Genomic DNA, 16,718 nt, shown 5'->3' with positions numbered 1-16,718 from the left:
ACGACAAGCCGCGCCGACCGGTACGGTTGCGGCACACCAGCGCCAATCTCGTCGGACAACGGCCCGGGCAGTCCGGGACGGCTGCTGCGCAACGTTATCTAGGCCACCGAACCGGCCGGGAGACCTGGCGGTGCTCGGCCAACCGACTGACCAGCTGCTGGTCTACCGCATCGCGTGTCCGGCCCGCCGCGGACAGGAATTCGGGATCGGCATCACCAAAAGTGCGAAGGTCGGGCCCTGCTCGTGCCGCACCAGCACATGACGCAACGGCTGGGAGTTCGATCAGCGGGTCGTACACCGGCAGGATCGCCCCCCGGGATACCGTTTCGTGTCAGAGATCAGCTGGGGTGAAGCCGTTTTCGAGCCGTGCTGCCGACGTGTGCACTGCGGTGCGCGTAACTGTGCACCGACTCGCAGGGGCCGTCGAGTCGGTTTCAGCCTCACGGGAAACACGGACCGGTAGCACGCGAAGGGACGCGACCGTCACTGCCAGTCCACCACTCCGCCAGCGCCGTTCGCCGGTCTGTGGCGTTCCGATGGGTCGACCACTGCCTTCCCCCTCCCGCGCAGCGGGCCGATGCCTGACCATCGGCCCGCTGCGATGAGCGCGAGTCTTCGTCCCAGTTTCTGCAGATGGCCCTCGGCGCCCACACAGAACAGGACCGAGGACGTTCGCAGGAACCGATCGCTGTCAGCCTCTCAGGAACTGCGCGACAATCTCGTTGAAGTCCGCGGCCCGCTCAATCTGGGTCCAATGGCCGCAGTGGGCGAAGACATGGAGGTCAGCGTTGGGCAGCACACGGACCATCTGCTGCGCGACGTCGAGCGGTACCACCTTGTCCTCGCGACCGTGCACGAGCAGGCTCGGCACCGTGATACGCGAGGCCTGCTCGGCGGTGATGCCGAGTTCGTTGCCGGCGTGCTTCGGGTCGAAGAACATCGCCCGGTACGCCTCGAAGGTCTCGGCGCTCGCCTCGTAGCGGATCTGGACCAGCTCGTCGGTGATGATTGCCGGGTCCACAGCGAAGTAGTCGAGCAACAGACGGCGCATGTTCTCGAGCGAGGGCTCATAGCTGCGCAGCGCTTTGAGTCCGTCGGTGACTTGCATGCCCACCCCTGGGGAACCCATCAGGACCATCCGGGAGACGCGGTCGGGGTGTTGTTCGGCGATCGCCAGTGCGATCCGGCCTCCCAGCGAGTTGCCGATGATCGCGGTCTTCTCTATGCCGGCCGCATCGAGGAAGGCCACGACGTGGTCGGTCCAAGTCTGTAGGGAGTACCGAATGTGCTCGGGACGCGATGTGGCGCCGTAACCGACGATATCGGGTGCCAGGACACGAAATTCGTGGCTCAATGCCGGAATGGTGTGCTGCCAGTTGGCCCACGCCGATACCCCGGGGCCCGACCCGTGGAGCAGCACTACCGGTGATCCGGTGCCCGCTTCGTGGTACAGGGTGTCGATGCCGCCGGCATCGATTCGCGATTCGGTTGAGATCTCGCTGGTGGTAGTCACTTCTGCTCTTTCTTCTCGAATACGGCAAAGCATTTGTTGGAATTGAAGACGTCGGTCTTGCCGAAGTTGGACCAGCTCAGGGGCATGCCGAGTTCGGTCATCGCGCCGAGTAGGCAGAACCAATTGAGCATCTCGTGCTGACCGGAGTCGACGACCTCGGCGCTGGTGACTGCTCTCCACGTCTCCACGTCGCCACGGACCAAGGCGTCGTACAGCCTCTCGTCTGCTGCCGTGTCCGGATAGAGATGCCATAGCCGGTCGACGAGGAAGGCGTGAGACCAACTCGATGAGGCGATGAGCGCGATTTTCTTGTCCGAGCCGCCGAGGCTGCGTGCGACCGCGGCACCGAGTTCGAAGCACCGCTTTGGGCTCGGTCCGACCGGGTCGAGGCTCTCGTCCTTGATGTCGGCGAACCGCGCCAGCCCGCCCTGCCTGGCGATCGCGTGCTGCCCGTAGCAGTTCACCGTGATGGGCACGATCGGATAGGGAAATTCGGTACCCGCGTTCTCGTAGTCGAGGAACAATTGGGTGTTCGCAATTGCGTGAGGGAACGGCGCGTTCTTCCGTTTCTGGTACGAATATGCGATATCGAAGCTGTCGTTGATCAGGGCCTCGGCGAGGTCTCGCGCGACGCGGGCGTCGCCTTTCAAGGTGAACTTCATGTCGTCGGGACGACCCCACGCGTTCTTGCTCCCGCGACTGTTCATCAGCTCGAACGGTTCGACCTCGAGGTCGTCGTAGGCGAGTATGCAGAAAGGCGGAACCACTTCTTCGCGGAAGTTCTCGTACTGGTCATCGCCCCACACGACCAGATAGTCGGGCTGGAACTCATCGAGCGCCTTCCGGCACCGCGCCAGCGAGTCGCGTAGTTCCGCACGATGCCCTGCCGCTGCGGCGGTGCCTCCGTCGTCGCTCCACTCCCGGCGCATCAGCTCGGGCCAGTTGGCGGGATCCTTCAGTTCGGCGGGGATGTCCGGGTCGGTCAGCGTCCACCGCAGGAGGCCGGCCATGTGGTCGTCCGTGCCTGCCAACAGCGGGTAGTGCGTCAATCCGAGCCCCAGGAACTCTGCCATCACAAAACTCCTCCGTTATCCGGTGCCGGTGCCGGTGCCGGGTACGGACTACGGTAGCGAATCATGCATACATAATTCAAGAGGATTCTTGCGCTCGGCGAAAACGACGACGAGGGAACCGGCCCACTAGCCTTCGACGGGTGAGCGTGATGGGTCCTCGACGCGCACCAGGTCTTCTTGGTGGAGCAGGAGCAGCTTGTCGAGGTGCGCCCGGTCACGGTCGCGGAGTGCGCTCACAATGTCCGAATGAACCTCGATGTTGTGCTGCAACTGATCTTCGTGACCCGGTAGCAGCTCGGCCCGGGTGAGGCTGCCGGAGATCAGCGTTGCGATGGCCTCGTACATTCCGGCGAGCACCGTGATGCGGGAGGCCCGTGCGATCGCCATGTGAAGGCGCAGTGTTGCCTCGAGGAAGCCCCGGGCATCGGAGGCGTTCCGCAGCTCCTCGACCGCCCACTCCATGTCCCGAATATCCGACGGTGTGGCCCGGTCGAGGGCTACCCGGGTGAGGATCTCCTCGAGATGCGTCCTGGCTTCGAACAGTGCGAGAGGATCGGTACCCGTTCCGGTGAACCACAGATCGAGGGCGCCGAGACGGACCTGGGGCGGCTGGCTGGCCACGAAGACTCCACCACCGGGCCCGGGTTTGACGACGACGAGACCACGATCCCGAAGAATGCGGAGCACCTCGTTCGCCACCGTCGGGCTCATGCGGTACTGCTCCATGAGGTCGGTCCGCCGTCCCAGCGGGGTGCCCACCGGCGTTCGATCGATCAGTAGTTGATTCTCGATCGAGAACGCGACCTGCTGGGCGCGTGATCCCTGTGACTGCTCCTCCGTGGCCATCAGGCCCCCTTCCTGGGTAATCCGAGCCCTCACTGTATGCGGATCGGCGCACGCCATTGCGGCAGCGCGTCCGCCGGGCGCGAACCCGCACCACAATCTTCTTGAAACATGCATCCATGATCAATACGCTCGGGGGGCTGTGAAGATCCCCGAGGAGGATTCGTGTCCCAACTGAGTACGTGCGGTGTTGTCGATGTCCATACGCACGCGATCCCGGATCGACTGCCTGATCTCGCGCGGTACGACGGGGAGTGGCCCTCGATCGTGCACACGGCGGAGCACACCGCTCAGATGCTGATCGGCGGGAGCCCGTACCGGGTTCTCGACGACCGGTGCTGGTCGGTCGACCGGCGCCTGGCTGATATGGACGCCGACGGCATCGACGTCCAGGTCCTTTCACCGATTCCGGTCACCTTGAGCCATGATCAGCCTGTGGCCGGCGCCGTGGTACTGGCGCAGGCGCAGAACGACTATTTCGCGCAGATGGTGGCGTGCGCACCGGTCCGTTTTCGGGCGCTGGGCTCGGTGCCTCTGCAAGACCCGTCGGCAGCTGTCGACGAACTTGTTCGCTGTATCGACGAACTCGGGCTGCTCGGTGTCGAGATCGGCACCCGCGTGGGCGATCTCGAGCTGTCCGCGCCCGAGTTCGAGGACTTCTTCGACGCCGCCGCGGACCGCGGTGCGTTCATCCTGATTCACCCGGTGGATCGGGCGCTGGACCCGCGGCACGTCGAACTCGGGATGGCGTTCGGAATGGGTATGCCCGCGGAAACTGCCACTGCCGGAGCAGCGTTAATCACCGGGCCGCACCGTCGGGGCGGTGCCCACATCTGCTTGGCGCACGGCGGCGGCTCGCTGCCGGCCGTGCTGCCGCGGCTGGACAAGGGCGCCGAGCTCGCGGGCTCGCAGGATCCTCGACCAAGTGACCGCGCCCGCCAGCTCTGGTGCGACTCGCTCACCTACGATGCTGCCAGCCTCGAGCTGGCCATGAAGAGGTTCGGGAGGAACCATGTCCTGCTGGGTACCGACTATCCCTTCGTTGCTCGGGAAACGCCGCCCGGTGCGGTGCTCGACGCCTTCGATGTTTCCGTTCGGGATGTGGTGATGCGGCACAACCCGGCGCAATTCATCACCGATTGCTGACGCGCCGAACAGCTCTGGCGACCACGACACTCGAGACGGACTGGCGCCGATCCCCACTTCGGGAGATCGGCGCCAGCCCACGTCAATTGGAGACCGTCGTCAGACGGACTCAGCCGACAGGTCGGCCGGCTTCGTCTCCGGGTCGTTCATCGCGATCCCACGTGTCTCACGCAAGGCGAGAGCACAGAGGGTGGCCACGATGGCGTACACGGCGAGCATGACGCTGATCGCGTAGCTGCCATACGCTGCCATCAGGCTCGACCCGAGAATGGGCGGGACAGCGCCCGCCAGAACGGAGCCCAGATTGTAGGCGACGCCGACACCGGTCGTCCGATACCTGGTCGCGAACAATTCGGGCAGAAGCGACGCTGTGGGACCGTTGGCGATCGAAACTATCAGCATCGAGATCATCGCCGCTACGAGTACCACGCCTGCGGTGCCGATGTTCAGGATCGGGAACAGCACCAGTGCCCAGGGAATCGCGATGGCGTTGCCGATGAGCACCATCCGCTTGCGCCCGATGCGATCGGACAGCAGCGAGGGGATGACTACAGCTACGGTAAAGACACCGGAGGAGCCCAGGTTCACCATCAACATGGTCGTACGGGACAACCCCAATTCGGTGGTCCCGTAATTGACCAGGAACACGGCACTGATGTAGAAGACCGAGGACCACATCAAGATCGCCCCTGCTCCGAGGAGAACCTCGCGCCACTGATACTTGATGAGGTCCTTGAGCGGAACGTCGACGCGTCCATTGCGGGCAATCGCCTCGGTGAAGATCGGCGTCTCTTCAATCTTGAGTCGGATGTAGAGCCCTACGACAACCAGGATGCCGCTGAGCAGGAACGGAATTCGCCAACCCCACGTTTCGAAGGAATCGCTGCTCATGGCGAGGCCCGTGACCAGGAATGTGGCGACAGCGAGGACCGACCCTAGGCCTGCGCCGACCTGTGGCGTCGATCCATAGAGCCCGCGGCGTTTGGGCGGTGCGTACTCCGTCACCAGCAGCGCTGCGCCGGCGAACTCGCCGCCGACCGCGATGCCCTGCAAGAACCGCAACGCCACCAAGATGATCGGCGCGGCCACCCCGATCATGGCAGCACTGGGGAGCAAGCCGATCGCAAACGTGGCGGCCCCCATGACGACGAGGGTGATAGTCAGCGATGTCTTGCGCCCGATCCGGTCACCCAGGTGCCCGAAGATGACCGACCCCAGTGGTCTGGCGAAGAACGCGACACTGAATGTGGCGAAGGCGGCGACTGTACCGGCTGACGATCCGAGCGCGGGGAAAAAGACGCTACCGAACACCAGCGCCGCCGCCGTGCCGTAGATGAAGAAGTCGTAGAACTCGATCGTGGTGCCAATCAGGCTCGCAGCGACCACACGTCGTAATTGACGCTGCTCGGCTCTCACACGCTTCGTTGCTGTGTCGGACATGGGACCTCCGTGTGAACCAGGCGGACGCCGTCGCGAGCCCGCGAGCCTGATGCTGAGATGCGCGGCCTGTTCTCGGGGCGTCCGATGTCGCGGCGCGACCCACTGAATCTAAGAGATCATGTATGCATGTTTCAAGAGGTTTTTCCATTCACTTGCGGCGTAGACCACGGATTACGCAGTAAAGCGCCCGGGTTGCGTYCTTGGGGCTTGAATTCTTACCGAATGTTTGTCTATTGTGCGTGTGAGGCGCGCCACTGTGCGCACCGGGCGACCGCGGTGTCGGGGTGCCCCCGTCTACAGGAGTGTGAGATCGTTGAACTTCCCTTCCCCCAGCCCTCGGGTACTCGTGATCGGTGCGGGACCGGTCGGATTGACCCTGGCAATCGATCTCGGCAAACGTGGGATCCCTACCTTGTTGGTGGAACAGAAACCGCTGCCGGCTCACCTGCCGAAGATGGAGCGTTCCAACGCACGCACGATGGAGATCTTCCGTCGACTCGGCATCGCAGACCGAGTTCGCGGCGTAGGGCTTCCCGCCGACGTGCCGATGGATGTCTACGTGACAACGCGACTCACCGATGAGCCGATACTGCACTTGCCCTACCCGGCACCGTGCGAGGCCGCAGCCATGGCACGGGAATGCCAGGACGGCACCCTGCCGCTCGAGTCGCAGCAGTTGGTTTCTCAGTACGCGCTCGAGCCCCTCCTCAAGGACGTCGCCGAGGCGGAACCCATGGTGCAGGTCCGGTACAGCACGCAGCTCGCGAGCTTCGAGCAGGATGATCGGGGCGTGGTCGCGCAGCTGATCAATCCGGACGGATCGCAAGAGAGCGTGCGCGCCGACTACATGGTGGGCTGCGACGGCGGCGCGAGTTCCGTGCGCAAAGCTCTGGGAATCAAGCTCGCCGGGAAGGGCGATATCGCGACCTTGCGGCAGGTGTTCTTCCGCAGCGACGAGCTCATTCAGAAGGTTCCTCGCGCAGGGAAGGCACGCCACTTCTACTTCGCGGACACAGATGCTCGCATCATCGGGACGGCCATGGTCGTCCAGGGAGACCAGCAGCACTTCACGTTCCACACCGGCCTTCCCGAGGGGACCGACTTCGTCCCGGTCATCCAGGAACGGATCGGCGTTCCGGTCGACGTCGACATTCTCGCGGTGACGTCCTGGAAACTGCATCTTCTGGTCGCCGACCGCTATCGCGACCGCAGAGTCCTGCTGGCCGGAGACGCCGCCCACCTTGTGATCCCACAAGGCGGTCTCGGTATGAACACCGGCATCGGAGACGCCACAGACCTTGCGTGGAAACTGGCCGGCACCATCGAGGGCTGGGGCGGACCGGGGTTGCTCGATTCCTACGAGAACGACCGACGCCAGGTGGGCCAGCGCAATATTCGCGCGTCCGAGTACGCATCGTTGGGAACCGCCGAGTGGAGAAAGGCATCTACCGACAAGGTCGCCGAAGACTCCGAGGAAGGAGCGCGGATCCGGTCTCGTGTCGCCGAGCTCGCCGCGGTACACCAGAAAAAAGGCCATGAGATGGTCGGCATCGAGCTCGGCTATCGCTACCTCGACTCGCCCATCGTCGACTACAGCACCGCCGATGACCTGCAAGACGGCTACTCCTACGAGTACTCACCCAACGCCGACGCCGGTTACCGGCTCCCGCATCTGTGGTTGGCCGACGGCTCGGCGCTGCACGATCACCTCGGTCGTGGCTACAACCTGATCCGGCTCGCAGGTACTTCGGTGGACACCAGCGAATTGGAAGCGGCATTCGCGGCGACCGGAGCGCCCCTCGAGGTACACAGTTTCTCCGAGCCGCACCTGCGGAAGGTCYACGGTGCGGACCTGATCCTGCTCAGGCCGGACCTGCACGTGGCCTGGAGATCCGACCAGACTCCCGCTGATGCCCGTGCACTCGCCGACAAGGTCGTCGGCGGCCACCATCACGGTGGCTCGCCCGCGCCGCAGACGGCAGACCGCCCGGCTACCGACCAGGAGTCTGCCGGTGTCTGACAGAATTCGCCCACCGCACCCGGAACTGCTCGCCGCCCGCGACCAACTCCAGAGACTTCGTACCTCCTACGCGGAGGCAATCGCATCGTTTACCTGGCCGAAGGTCGGGGAGACCTTCAACTTCGCGCACGACTGGTTCGACCCGATCGCCGCGGACAGCCAACATGCGGACCGCCCTGCCCTGGTAGTTGTCGAATCCGACGGCAGCCGGGCCTCGTACTCGTTCGCGCAGCTACGCGAACGGTCCGATCAGGTCGCGAACCGACTGGCAGGCCTGGGTGTCGGCCGTGGCGACAGCGTCGTCGTGATGCTCGGCAACCAAATCGAGCTCTGGGAGACGATGCTCGCAGCCATCAAGCTGGGTGCCGTCATCATGCCGACCACGACCGCGGTCGGCACCGCCGATCTCGTCGACCGGCTCGCTCGCGGCCGCGCCCGCGCAGTGGTCTGCAACGGCACCGATACTGCGAAGTTCGACGACGTCCCAGGCGATTACCTGCGGCTGGCCGTGGTGCACGACGAGTGCCAGTTGCCGCCAGGATGGCAGCCCTACGGTCGAGAAGAGATGTCCACCGCGCCGCTCCGTCATCCGGGCAACCGGACAACGGACCCCCTCCTGCTCTACTTCACCAGTGGCACCACCAGCCGTCCGAAGCTGGTCGAACACACCCACTTCTCCTACCCCGTGGGTCACCTCTCCACGATGTACTGGCTGGGTCTGCGTCCCGGCGACGTCCATCTCAACATCTCCAGCCCGGGCTGGGCGAAACACGCCTGGTCGAGCTTCTTCGCCCCGTGGCTCGCGGGGGCCACGATCCTGGTCTACAACTACTCGCGCTTCGACCCGTCGGCTCTACTCGAGTTGCTCCGTCGCGAGCAAGTATCCAGCCTGTGCGCACCTCCAACGGTGTGGCGGATGCTCATCAACGCCGACCTGAGCGGCGGCGCGGGCACGCTTCGGGAGGCGGTCAGCGCCGGTGAGCCACTCAACCCCGAGGTCGTCAGCCAAGTCGAGAAGGGCTGGGGACTAACCATCCGGGACGGCTTCGGCCAGACCGAAATGACCGCTGCTGTGGCCAACCCGCCCGGCCAGCCGGTAGTTCCTGGGTCGATGGGCCGCCCACTGCCCGGTGTCCCGGTCTGCCTGGTAAATCCGACCACCGGGGACAAGATCACGGGCGCCGGCGAGGGCGAACTATGTCTCGACCTCACCTGCGGCGCACCATCATTGATGACCGGCTACCGCGGTGACCAGGAGCGAACCGCCCGCGCAATGAGTGGTGGGTTCTTCCACACCGGCGACGTCGTCTACCGCGACGAGAGCGGAGCGATCACCTACGTAGGCCGAACCGACGACGTCTTCAAGGCCTCCGACTACAAGGTCTCACCCTTCGAGTTGGAATCGGCGCTGCTCGAGCATCCAGCCGTGGCCGAAGCCGCAGTCGTGCCGGCCCCGGACCAGGTGCGCCTCGCTGTGCCCAAGGCCTATGTCGCACTCGTTGCTGGACACGAGCCTGACGCCGCCACCGCCGAGTCGATCCTCGCGTTCGCCCGCGACCGTCTGCCGCCCTACTTCAGAGTGCGACGACTGGAATTCTATGACCTACCCAAAACCATCTCGGGCAAGATCCGCCGGGTCGAACTCCGTCAGCGCGAAGAGGCGGCGGAAGTGCGACCGTCCGGAGAACACCGATACGAGGACTTCTTCTCGAGATCATCGCCTCCATCCGTGGATGGGTGATCCTGGATTGGTGGTTTAGGCTCTTCGGGCTGGTCGGTAGCTGTACGTGTATTCCTCCGACCGGGTGTCAGTTCATCCACCTTGTCGGGGTCCTCGAGGTCGGGCTGGTGGCGTCAGGCTGGTCGTGGTGCTCCGAGCACCGATTCGATAACATCGGATCACAGGGTGTTCCACTGATCCTGCCACCACCGGAGGGTGCGGGCAGGTGCCACGGAACTGAGGAGACGGCTTGAGCTGCACGGTGGTGTTGGGGTTGGAATTGCCCTGCTGGGCCCGCATGTACGTGCGGGAGTTGACCGAACGGCCCAGCCGCTCACTCTCGCGACCGGTGCCGCCCTCCCGGCGTCGTGGTAGATATACGACGTCGCCGTCGGTGCACAGTCCAAGATCACCGTGACCAATGAGGCGCCTCGCGCGCACGCCGTCGTCGCCGACCACGCCACCGGTGCCGCCGCGATTTGCAGTGCTGTCGCAGATCGAGGGAGTTGATCGCCTTGGGTCGATTGAGAACGAAGCGGTCCAGTCCGCCGCTCTTCCCTATCAGAGCTTGTCTAAAGTCGACTTCCCGATTGGTGAGGATCTGGGAAAGGGAGATTGAGCGATGAACATCGAGATTCCCCGCGACAATATGCTCGCTCGCGCGATCCGTATCCTCGACGTGTTCGATCCCGACCATCCGCGGCTGGCCGTGGCCGAGATCGCCCGCCGAACGGGACTGCCCTCGCCGACGGCCTACCGGTTGGTGAACGAACTGATCAGCCATGGACTACTCACTCGTACGGTGGACCACCGTGTCCAAATCGGCCTTCGATTGTGGGAGATGGCATCCCGCACGTCGGAAGCCACACGCCTGATCGATATCGCTGCCCCCTTCGTCGACGACCTCTACGCCTCCCTCCGCGAGCACACCTTCATGGCCGTGCTCGAGGGGGTCGAGGTTCTACACATCAGGCGGCAATCCGCTCCCGGCTCGAAGGTGATCAGCGACGTACCGACCGCCGGCCGGCTGCCGGCACATGCCTGCTCATCCGGACACGTCCTACTCGCCCACGCCGCTCCCGAACTCCTGGGCCAGGCGCTGACGCCGCCACTGGAAGCGCTCACATCGCACACCGTGACCGATCCCGAGGAGCTACGCCGCCGCCTCGCAGACGTGCGGCATCGCGGGTACGCGGTGGATCACGGCGGCGTGCGAGACAACGCCACTGGTATCTCGGCACCCGTCCGCGGCCCCAACGGAGACGTCATCGCCGCAATCACCGTCATCCAGCACCGAGAAGAGTCGCAGATTACGGCGGTGGTCCCAGCCTTGCTGGCCACCTCACGTAGCATTACGCGCGCCCTAGGCGCCGCCCCAAGGTCGGTGGCAGTCGGCGGATCAGTGGCGCGCCTGAGCGAGCCCAGGCGTCGCCAGATCTCGTAGCCGAACGCGCAAATGCCTCCTCGCCGAGGAGGCCAAGGGATCAATTCCTAGCCGAGGAAAGCAAAAGTACGCCGACCCACGATCCACACGGAATGCATCGCCCGGGTCCCGCGGCCGTTACAACCGAAGAGGTTCGACGGGATCCGCAACTGCGGCGACGACAGCCAGCGTGGCCGGTGCCTCGGGACTGCGCGGTCGACGTGCCTGCTGACTTGACGCACGGCGGACCGCCACTTGTCCGCTAGAACATCGATGTGCACCTTTATCCGCGGCTCGCGCATCAGCGCCGAGCTGTCTCACCCGCCGGGCTGAGATCTCCGGTGTTCGGGCACGCCCGCCCAAACTCATCTCTCGTCTGGTGAGAAAGACTCTGGGAACCGCCGTAGCGGCAATAGATGGTGTACATCACAGCCACGGCCCGAAACCTGATGCACCACACCTCGCATGACTACGGCCCAACAACGACTCAGCCCGCGGCCCGTGATTGGCCGGAACCCAGCTGCGACGAGGCCAAATCTTCATCACGAAAGGGGAGACAATGAAGTTCCTCAACGTCCGGCGCACTGCAGCACGGTCCGAGAATCTCCAAATGGACGAATGCCTGGCACAGCGTGACGGGAATTGGCCTCTAGCGCAAGCACTAACGCTCGTCGACCGTATGCTCGACGCTGCCTCCACTGCGTGGCCACATTTGTCACTGGGCAAACACCGGCGTGACCCTCCCCCCACCACGGAGCGGATCTCGGTTGCCGCCGCTTCTGCACACGCCCCTTGACCGGGGCCATTCTCGAGCCCCTCACCCGCCCGATTAAGACCTCGCTCTATCGTCGCCGGGAATCCCCGACACTCATGCCTCCCTCATCTGACCCTCACCTAGGGAAAGGACGACCATGTCCCCGCTCGATTCAGTGCAATCGCCCGATACCTTCGACCTCAGTGGATTCGGTACGCCGGCTGGATCCTACGAATTTTATGATCGGATACGAGAAGAACAGCCGGTGTTCTGGAGCGAGCGTCTGAAGCGATGGATCATCACTCGTTACGATGACGTGTTCGCGGCCTACCGGAACCCAGATGTGTATTCCAGTAGGACGTTCGGTGCCAGAGGGGGCGGGACGGTTCTCAATGAACCGGCTCAGGATCGAGTGACCCAGACATTCTTGCAACAGATTCTCCTGCTGGATCGGCCAGACCACACTCGGTTGCGCCGATTGGTCAGCTATGCGTTCACCCCAAAGTATGTAGCGGGCATGCGCGAATATGTTGGCCGCGCCGCCCGGGAACTGCTCGAACAGAGCCGGGGCGCAAAGGAGTTTGACTTCGTCACCTCGTTCGCAGGTCCACTGCCTCTTCAAGTGATCGCTGAGATTGTGGGAATCGGGGTCGAGGATCGTGACAGGTACCGCGAGTGGTCGGATTCACTGGCATTTGTGACCGAGCCCAACCAACCGAAAGAGGCATTGTCGGCCGCCTTTCGTCAGGCGGACGAGATGCGGGCTTTCTTGTTCGAGTTGGTCGAACGTCGTCGCCGCAACATGGGCGACGACCTGATATCCCGGATGATCGGAGCGGAGGACGCTGGCGACAGGCTGACAACCGATGAAATCGTCGCCATGGCAATGCTTCTTACTTCAGCTGGCCATGAGACAACGACTGGGTTATTGGTGAATCTCCTCCAACTCGTGCTGTCGGACGAATCGGCAAAGGAAAGGGCAGCGCATGACCCGGCATTTAGAAAAACTGCGATCGAAGAAACTTTGCGCTGGGAACCCCCCTTGCAGTTCAGCACGCGAATTGTCAACACAGATGTCGAGGTGCAGGGTGTAACGATCCCCGCTGGCACTGCAGTGGCGCTTTCGGTGGCGGCAGCGAATAGGGATCCGCGCAAGTTCGTCGACGCTGGCAGATTCGACCTCACCAGAGCAACCAATCCCCATCTCACTTTCGGGCATGGAGTCCATGGTTGTCTCGGATCCAACCTTGCTCGGCTGGAAGCCGACGTTGTAACCGAACTGATCGCACGGGATCACCCGACGCTGCGGGCGGGAGACGACATCGTCCGAAAGGCGAGTCCGCTCTTCCGAGGCTTCGTTTCTGCGCAGGCGCTCTGGTAGTCGAATACAAGAATGGTGATGAGAGTGATTGAAGACATGAAAACGGAACTTCTGCTAACGGTTACCGAGCGAAGGGACGTTGCGGACGGGATCGTGGAGCTCGCGCTGAGGGCGCCGACCGGAGGCAGATTACCGAGTTGGACACCCGGCGCACATATCGATCTGGTCCTCGGCGACCAACTCACGCGGCAGTATTCACTGTGCGGCGACCCTTCCGACGAGTGGACCTGGCGCATAGCAGTGTTGCGGGAAGCGGAAGGCCGTGGTGGGTCGAAATATGTGCACGAGCACCTCACCGTGGGCAGCACTGTCGCGAGCTTGGGTCCGCGCAACCACTTCGAGCTGCGTAGCGGGTCAGACTTCATCTTCATTGCGGGAGGAATCGGTATCACGCCGATCTTGCCCATGATCGCGGCGACCGAGAAGTCCGGACACACATGGGAGCTGCACTACGGCGGTCGGTGCTCCGAGTCGATGGCGTTCGTCGACCGAGTGCAGCAGCATGGTTCGGGGAATGTGACGGTCTACACGGAATCCGAGAACGGACGCATCGACTTGGACTCCGCTCTGGGTACCGTTCGTCCAGGAACACAAATCTATTGCTGCGGACCAAGTCCCTTGTTGGACGCGGTGCAGCAGAGGGCTGTCGAATGGCCGGCGGGATCGTTGGTAGTCGAGCGATTCGCCGCCGATCCATCGAATGCCGCAGGGGCCGACGGACCAGGTTTCGAGGTAGTGTTCGAACAGTCGGGCACGACGGCCGTTGTCCCACCCGGTAGGTCCATCGTCGAGGTCGCCGAAGAACACGGCATCTCAGTCATCACCTCATGCGAGGAGGGCGTCTGCGGAACCTGCGAAACAACCGTTCTGGAGGGCGAGGTCGACCACCGCGATAGTGTGCTGTCTGCGGAAGAACGAGGCTCTGGATCCAGCATGTTGATCTGCGTTTCGCGCTGCAATTCTGGCAGACTCGTGCTTGACCTCTAGCGCAGCAGTCACGGAGAGCAGCGGTCCGCTGTGAGATATCGCATGGCGTGCGCTGAATTTGCCGGGTCCAGTTCACGTTCGGACTGCGCAAGAGTTCCACGAATGTTGAGGGTCAGACTTGTTGCAAAATTGCACGCGCCGTTCGATATCGTCGTGTAGGGGTGCGTCGAGGATGACGAATCCGAGCTTCTTCAGCGCCCATCCGATCTCGCTGGCATGCGAGACGGGAAGAAGCCGGTCGCGGAAGTGGCCGACGTCTTCCGGCAAAGCCGAGTGCATTTCTTCTCGGCAGCTCCTCGGCAGCGCGTCGAGGACGCGCTGTATGCACGCGCCGAGCAGACTCGGCGAGCCCTCGCCATTGCCGCCAGCCAGGGAGCCGACATCGCCGTCGCAGGACGATCACCACACGCCCTCGACGTGGTCGCCGCCCATGCACCCGGGGCGGAACACCACCCATCTGGTCGACCTCGCTGAACCTGAATCGATCACCCGCTTTGGGAAAGATCTCGACGCGTTCGACCACCTGATCTCCACGGTCTCCATGCACGCCGCCGGATCCCTCCTCGATCTCACCGACCAGGATTGCGGTTCCCCCAAACAGCGGACAGTTGGTTACGCGGCTTGGTCCGAACCGGACACAGTCAGAGATCGTTCGTAGTTGTCCGGGCTGAGCATCCCGATCGACGAGTGTCGACGATAACTATTATAGGAGGCCATCCATTGGTCTATGGCAGCAACCAATTCCGCTTTGGTGGCAAAAGTATGCCGGTAGTAGTGTTCGTGTTTGAAAGTGGACCATAGCGATTCGGCGCCAGCATTGTCCCAACACACCCCGGTGCGGCCCATCGAACGATGTAACCCATGCCGGGTGCAGGTGGATTCCATGGCGTTGGCCGTGTATTGCACGCCGCGGCCGGAGTGCACAATGGTTCCTTCGCATTTTCCGCCGCGAGCCGCGACCGCTTGCTTGAGCGCATCGGTGACCAGCTCGGTCCGCATATGGTCATCGACGCCGCCGTCGGGGTCGGCGTTCGGGTTCCGGTTCGCCGAGGAACCGACCCCAGGAATCGAGAACCTCGCGCCGGGTGGCCCAGTCGTGCAGATTGAGGATATTCAGTGCGGCGAGGGTGAAGCCGGCGAGCAGTGTGTAGCGGCGGATTCCGAAGCCCCGGAAGTAGCCCCGGTGCACGCCGAGCCGGTTCTTCTTCAGGTCGGCGAACACACTCTCGATGCCGGCCCTGCGGTGATAGGAAGCCTCCCAGGCCAGGGTGCCGTGCTGGAACCCCCATCGGGACGCCGGGCGCCGTGCGGGACGAGGGCGTATGCCTGGTGCGCCTGGTGACACGCACGAGCTTCTTTGCGCGCATCAGCCACCATATTGCCCGATCAGTTTTCGGTGCGATTACGGCGACAGGCAGGGCAGCTCACCGTCGAGGCTCTCCCGCCCGATCCCGTTAATTGCCTTGGATTGTGTGACAACCGGGATAATTGCAGTGACGAGACAGGTTCCTAGGCGACCCTGCCGGTCGAACAGGGTTGCCGCACCGATCGCGATGCCGTTCGAATCGAGGTGACTGTCGGCTTCCAGGCCGAGGTCCAGGCCTTCGGGCGTCCTGGCCAGCGTCAGTGTGACGTCTCCGTTGATGTAGCCGATTCCGGCGGTGCCTAGATTGGTCACCAAGTTGGTCAGGTCAGACACCATCGCCGCACGCACGAAAGGTGTCGCCGTTTCGTCTTCCACCGCCGCCCAGTTCCGGGCCCAGATCCGCTTGCGGGTTGCGGTGTGTAAGACCGTGCTCGTCCGGGACCAGGGCATCCACCCGTGTGATGGCTCTGAGATTCCGATCATGCGTTCCCCGGGGAGTGTCTCTGCTGGCGGAGGTTTCGGCGTGTCGGGGCTGGCCCACCGCTCACCCTCAGCGTTATTCGACTTCCGGTAAAAGACGACTGACGCACGCGCCACCACGACACCGTCTTGCAGGAGAGTCGAATCCACGACACGAATCCGGTGTCCCCAACGCACAACGTGGGAGTTCGTGTCGATTCTCGCCATCCGCACCGGCCGGAACAGATCTGCGGTCAACCGTGTAGCGAAGAAACCCTCATCTGAGTTTCTCTCCTCGGCGGCTCGGGCGAGCAGACCCAATATCGCTGGCCCGACAACCATGTCGGCCGACCACCCACTCACGGCGCTCGTCAACGGTTCGAAACCGGAACCTGTCCGAGTGAAGTACGGCTCCACGTGGTGGGCCGAATTCTTCGAGGGTTGCCGAATCCGGACACTTCCTTCTACCACGTTGATTGCCCTTCCATGATCGAGCGCATCATTCAGGACGAGGCCCTTCCCAGGAGTTCGTCGGAGATGATCCGCATCTGGATCTCGCTGGTGCCCTCGAAGATCTTCGTCAACCGTGTAGC

14 protein-coding genes are annotated in these 16,718 nt (G+C 63.3%); 7 read left to right on the top strand and 7 right to left on the bottom strand.

Features of this window, described 5'->3' with window-relative positions:
• Positions 1-691: 691 nt before the first annotated feature.
• From AC1D1G_RS19385 to AC1D1G_RS19375, 3 genes are all read right to left on the bottom strand, one after another.
• Positions 692-1,513 carry an alpha/beta fold hydrolase gene (locus AC1D1G_RS19385; protein WP_317762913.1) on the bottom strand — a complete coding sequence of 274 codons (822 nt, stop codon included), beginning with the start codon at positions 1,511-1,513 and terminating at the stop codon, positions 692-694.
• Positions 1,510-2,586: a DODA-type extradiol aromatic ring-opening family dioxygenase gene (locus AC1D1G_RS19380; RefSeq protein WP_477953289.1), complete on the bottom strand. Its 1,077-nt coding sequence runs from the start codon at positions 2,584-2,586 to the stop codon at positions 1,510-1,512. Before AC1D1G_RS19380 ends, AC1D1G_RS19385 begins: the two co-directional genes overlap by 4 nt.
• Before the next feature lie 126 nt (positions 2,587-2,712).
• Positions 2,713-3,432, bottom strand: a complete 720-nt coding sequence (locus AC1D1G_RS19375) for a FadR/GntR family transcriptional regulator (RefSeq protein WP_164064052.1) — start codon at positions 3,430-3,432, stop codon at positions 2,713-2,715.
• A 162-nt stretch (positions 3,433-3,594) separates the two neighbouring features.
• Here AC1D1G_RS19375 and AC1D1G_RS19370 point away from each other — a divergent pair, with 162 nt between their 5' ends.
• Positions 3,595-4,575 carry an amidohydrolase family protein gene (locus AC1D1G_RS19370; RefSeq protein WP_477953287.1) on the top strand — a complete coding sequence of 327 codons (981 nt, stop codon included), beginning with the start codon at positions 3,595-3,597 and terminating at the stop codon, positions 4,573-4,575.
• A gap of 99 nt (positions 4,576-4,674) precedes the next feature.
• On the opposite strand, the gene AC1D1G_RS19365 is transcribed toward AC1D1G_RS19370, so the two are convergent.
• Positions 4,675-6,015, bottom strand: a complete 1,341-nt coding sequence (locus AC1D1G_RS19365; RefSeq protein ID WP_164064048.1) for an MFS transporter — start codon at positions 6,013-6,015, stop codon at positions 4,675-4,677.
• Positions 6,016-6,328: 313 nt separating this feature from the next.
• Between AC1D1G_RS19365 and AC1D1G_RS19360 the strand changes: the two genes are divergently transcribed.
• The 6 genes from AC1D1G_RS19360 (at position 6,329) to AC1D1G_RS19335 (ending at position 14,774) form a co-directional block, all read left to right on the top strand.
• Positions 6,329-8,035: an FAD-dependent monooxygenase gene (locus AC1D1G_RS19360; protein ID WP_477953286.1), complete on the top strand. Its 1,707-nt coding sequence runs from the start codon at positions 6,329-6,331 to the stop codon at positions 8,033-8,035.
• A complete protein-coding gene (locus AC1D1G_RS19355) occupies positions 8,028-9,776 on the top strand; it encodes an AMP-binding protein (protein WP_477953284.1) in 1,749 nt (582 codons plus the stop codon). Before AC1D1G_RS19360 ends, AC1D1G_RS19355 begins: the two co-directional genes overlap by 8 nt.
• A gap of 601 nt (positions 9,777-10,377) precedes the next feature.
• Positions 10,378-11,199: an IclR family transcriptional regulator gene (locus AC1D1G_RS19350; RefSeq protein ID WP_477953282.1), complete on the top strand. Its 822-nt coding sequence runs from the start codon at positions 10,378-10,380 to the stop codon at positions 11,197-11,199.
• An 890-nt stretch (positions 11,200-12,089) separates the two neighbouring features.
• Complete coding sequence (locus AC1D1G_RS19345) at positions 12,090-13,313, top strand: cytochrome P450 (RefSeq protein ID WP_164064040.1); 1,224 nt, start codon at positions 12,090-12,092, stop codon at positions 13,311-13,313.
• Between the two features lie 24 nt (positions 13,314-13,337).
• Positions 13,338-14,300, top strand: a complete 963-nt coding sequence (locus AC1D1G_RS19340; protein ID WP_477953281.1) for a PDR/VanB family oxidoreductase — start codon at positions 13,338-13,340, stop codon at positions 14,298-14,300.
• Positions 14,301-14,516: 216 nt separating this feature from the next.
• Positions 14,517-14,774 carry a hypothetical protein gene (locus AC1D1G_RS19335; RefSeq protein WP_477953279.1) on the top strand — a complete coding sequence of 86 codons (258 nt, stop codon included), beginning with the start codon at positions 14,517-14,519 and terminating at the stop codon, positions 14,772-14,774.
• 138 nt (positions 14,775-14,912) lie between these two features.
• Here AC1D1G_RS19335 and AC1D1G_RS19330 read toward each other — a convergent pair whose 3' ends face one another.
• Genes AC1D1G_RS19330 through AC1D1G_RS19320 form a run of 3 tightly spaced genes read right to left on the bottom strand, consistent with a single transcriptional unit; the run spans position 14,913 to position 16,488 of the window.
• Complete coding sequence (locus AC1D1G_RS19330; RefSeq protein ID WP_477953278.1) at positions 14,913-15,299, bottom strand: transposase; 387 nt, start codon at positions 15,297-15,299, stop codon at positions 14,913-14,915.
• Between the two features lie 4 nt (positions 15,300-15,303).
• Positions 15,304-15,645: a transposase gene (locus tag AC1D1G_RS19325; RefSeq protein WP_477953276.1), complete on the bottom strand. Its 342-nt coding sequence runs from the start codon at positions 15,643-15,645 to the stop codon at positions 15,304-15,306.
• Positions 15,646-15,702: 57 nt separating this feature from the next.
• Positions 15,703-16,488 carry a thioesterase family protein gene (locus AC1D1G_RS19320; protein ID WP_477953316.1) on the bottom strand — a complete coding sequence of 262 codons (786 nt, stop codon included), beginning with the start codon at positions 16,486-16,488 and terminating at the stop codon, positions 15,703-15,705.
• Positions 16,489-16,718 lie beyond the last annotated feature (230 nt).

Source organism: Rhodococcus sp. P3_B8, from assembly GCF_056402775.1.
The sequence above is the reverse complement of the archived record's forward strand: the minus strand, read 5'-3'. Positions and strand labels throughout refer to the sequence as shown.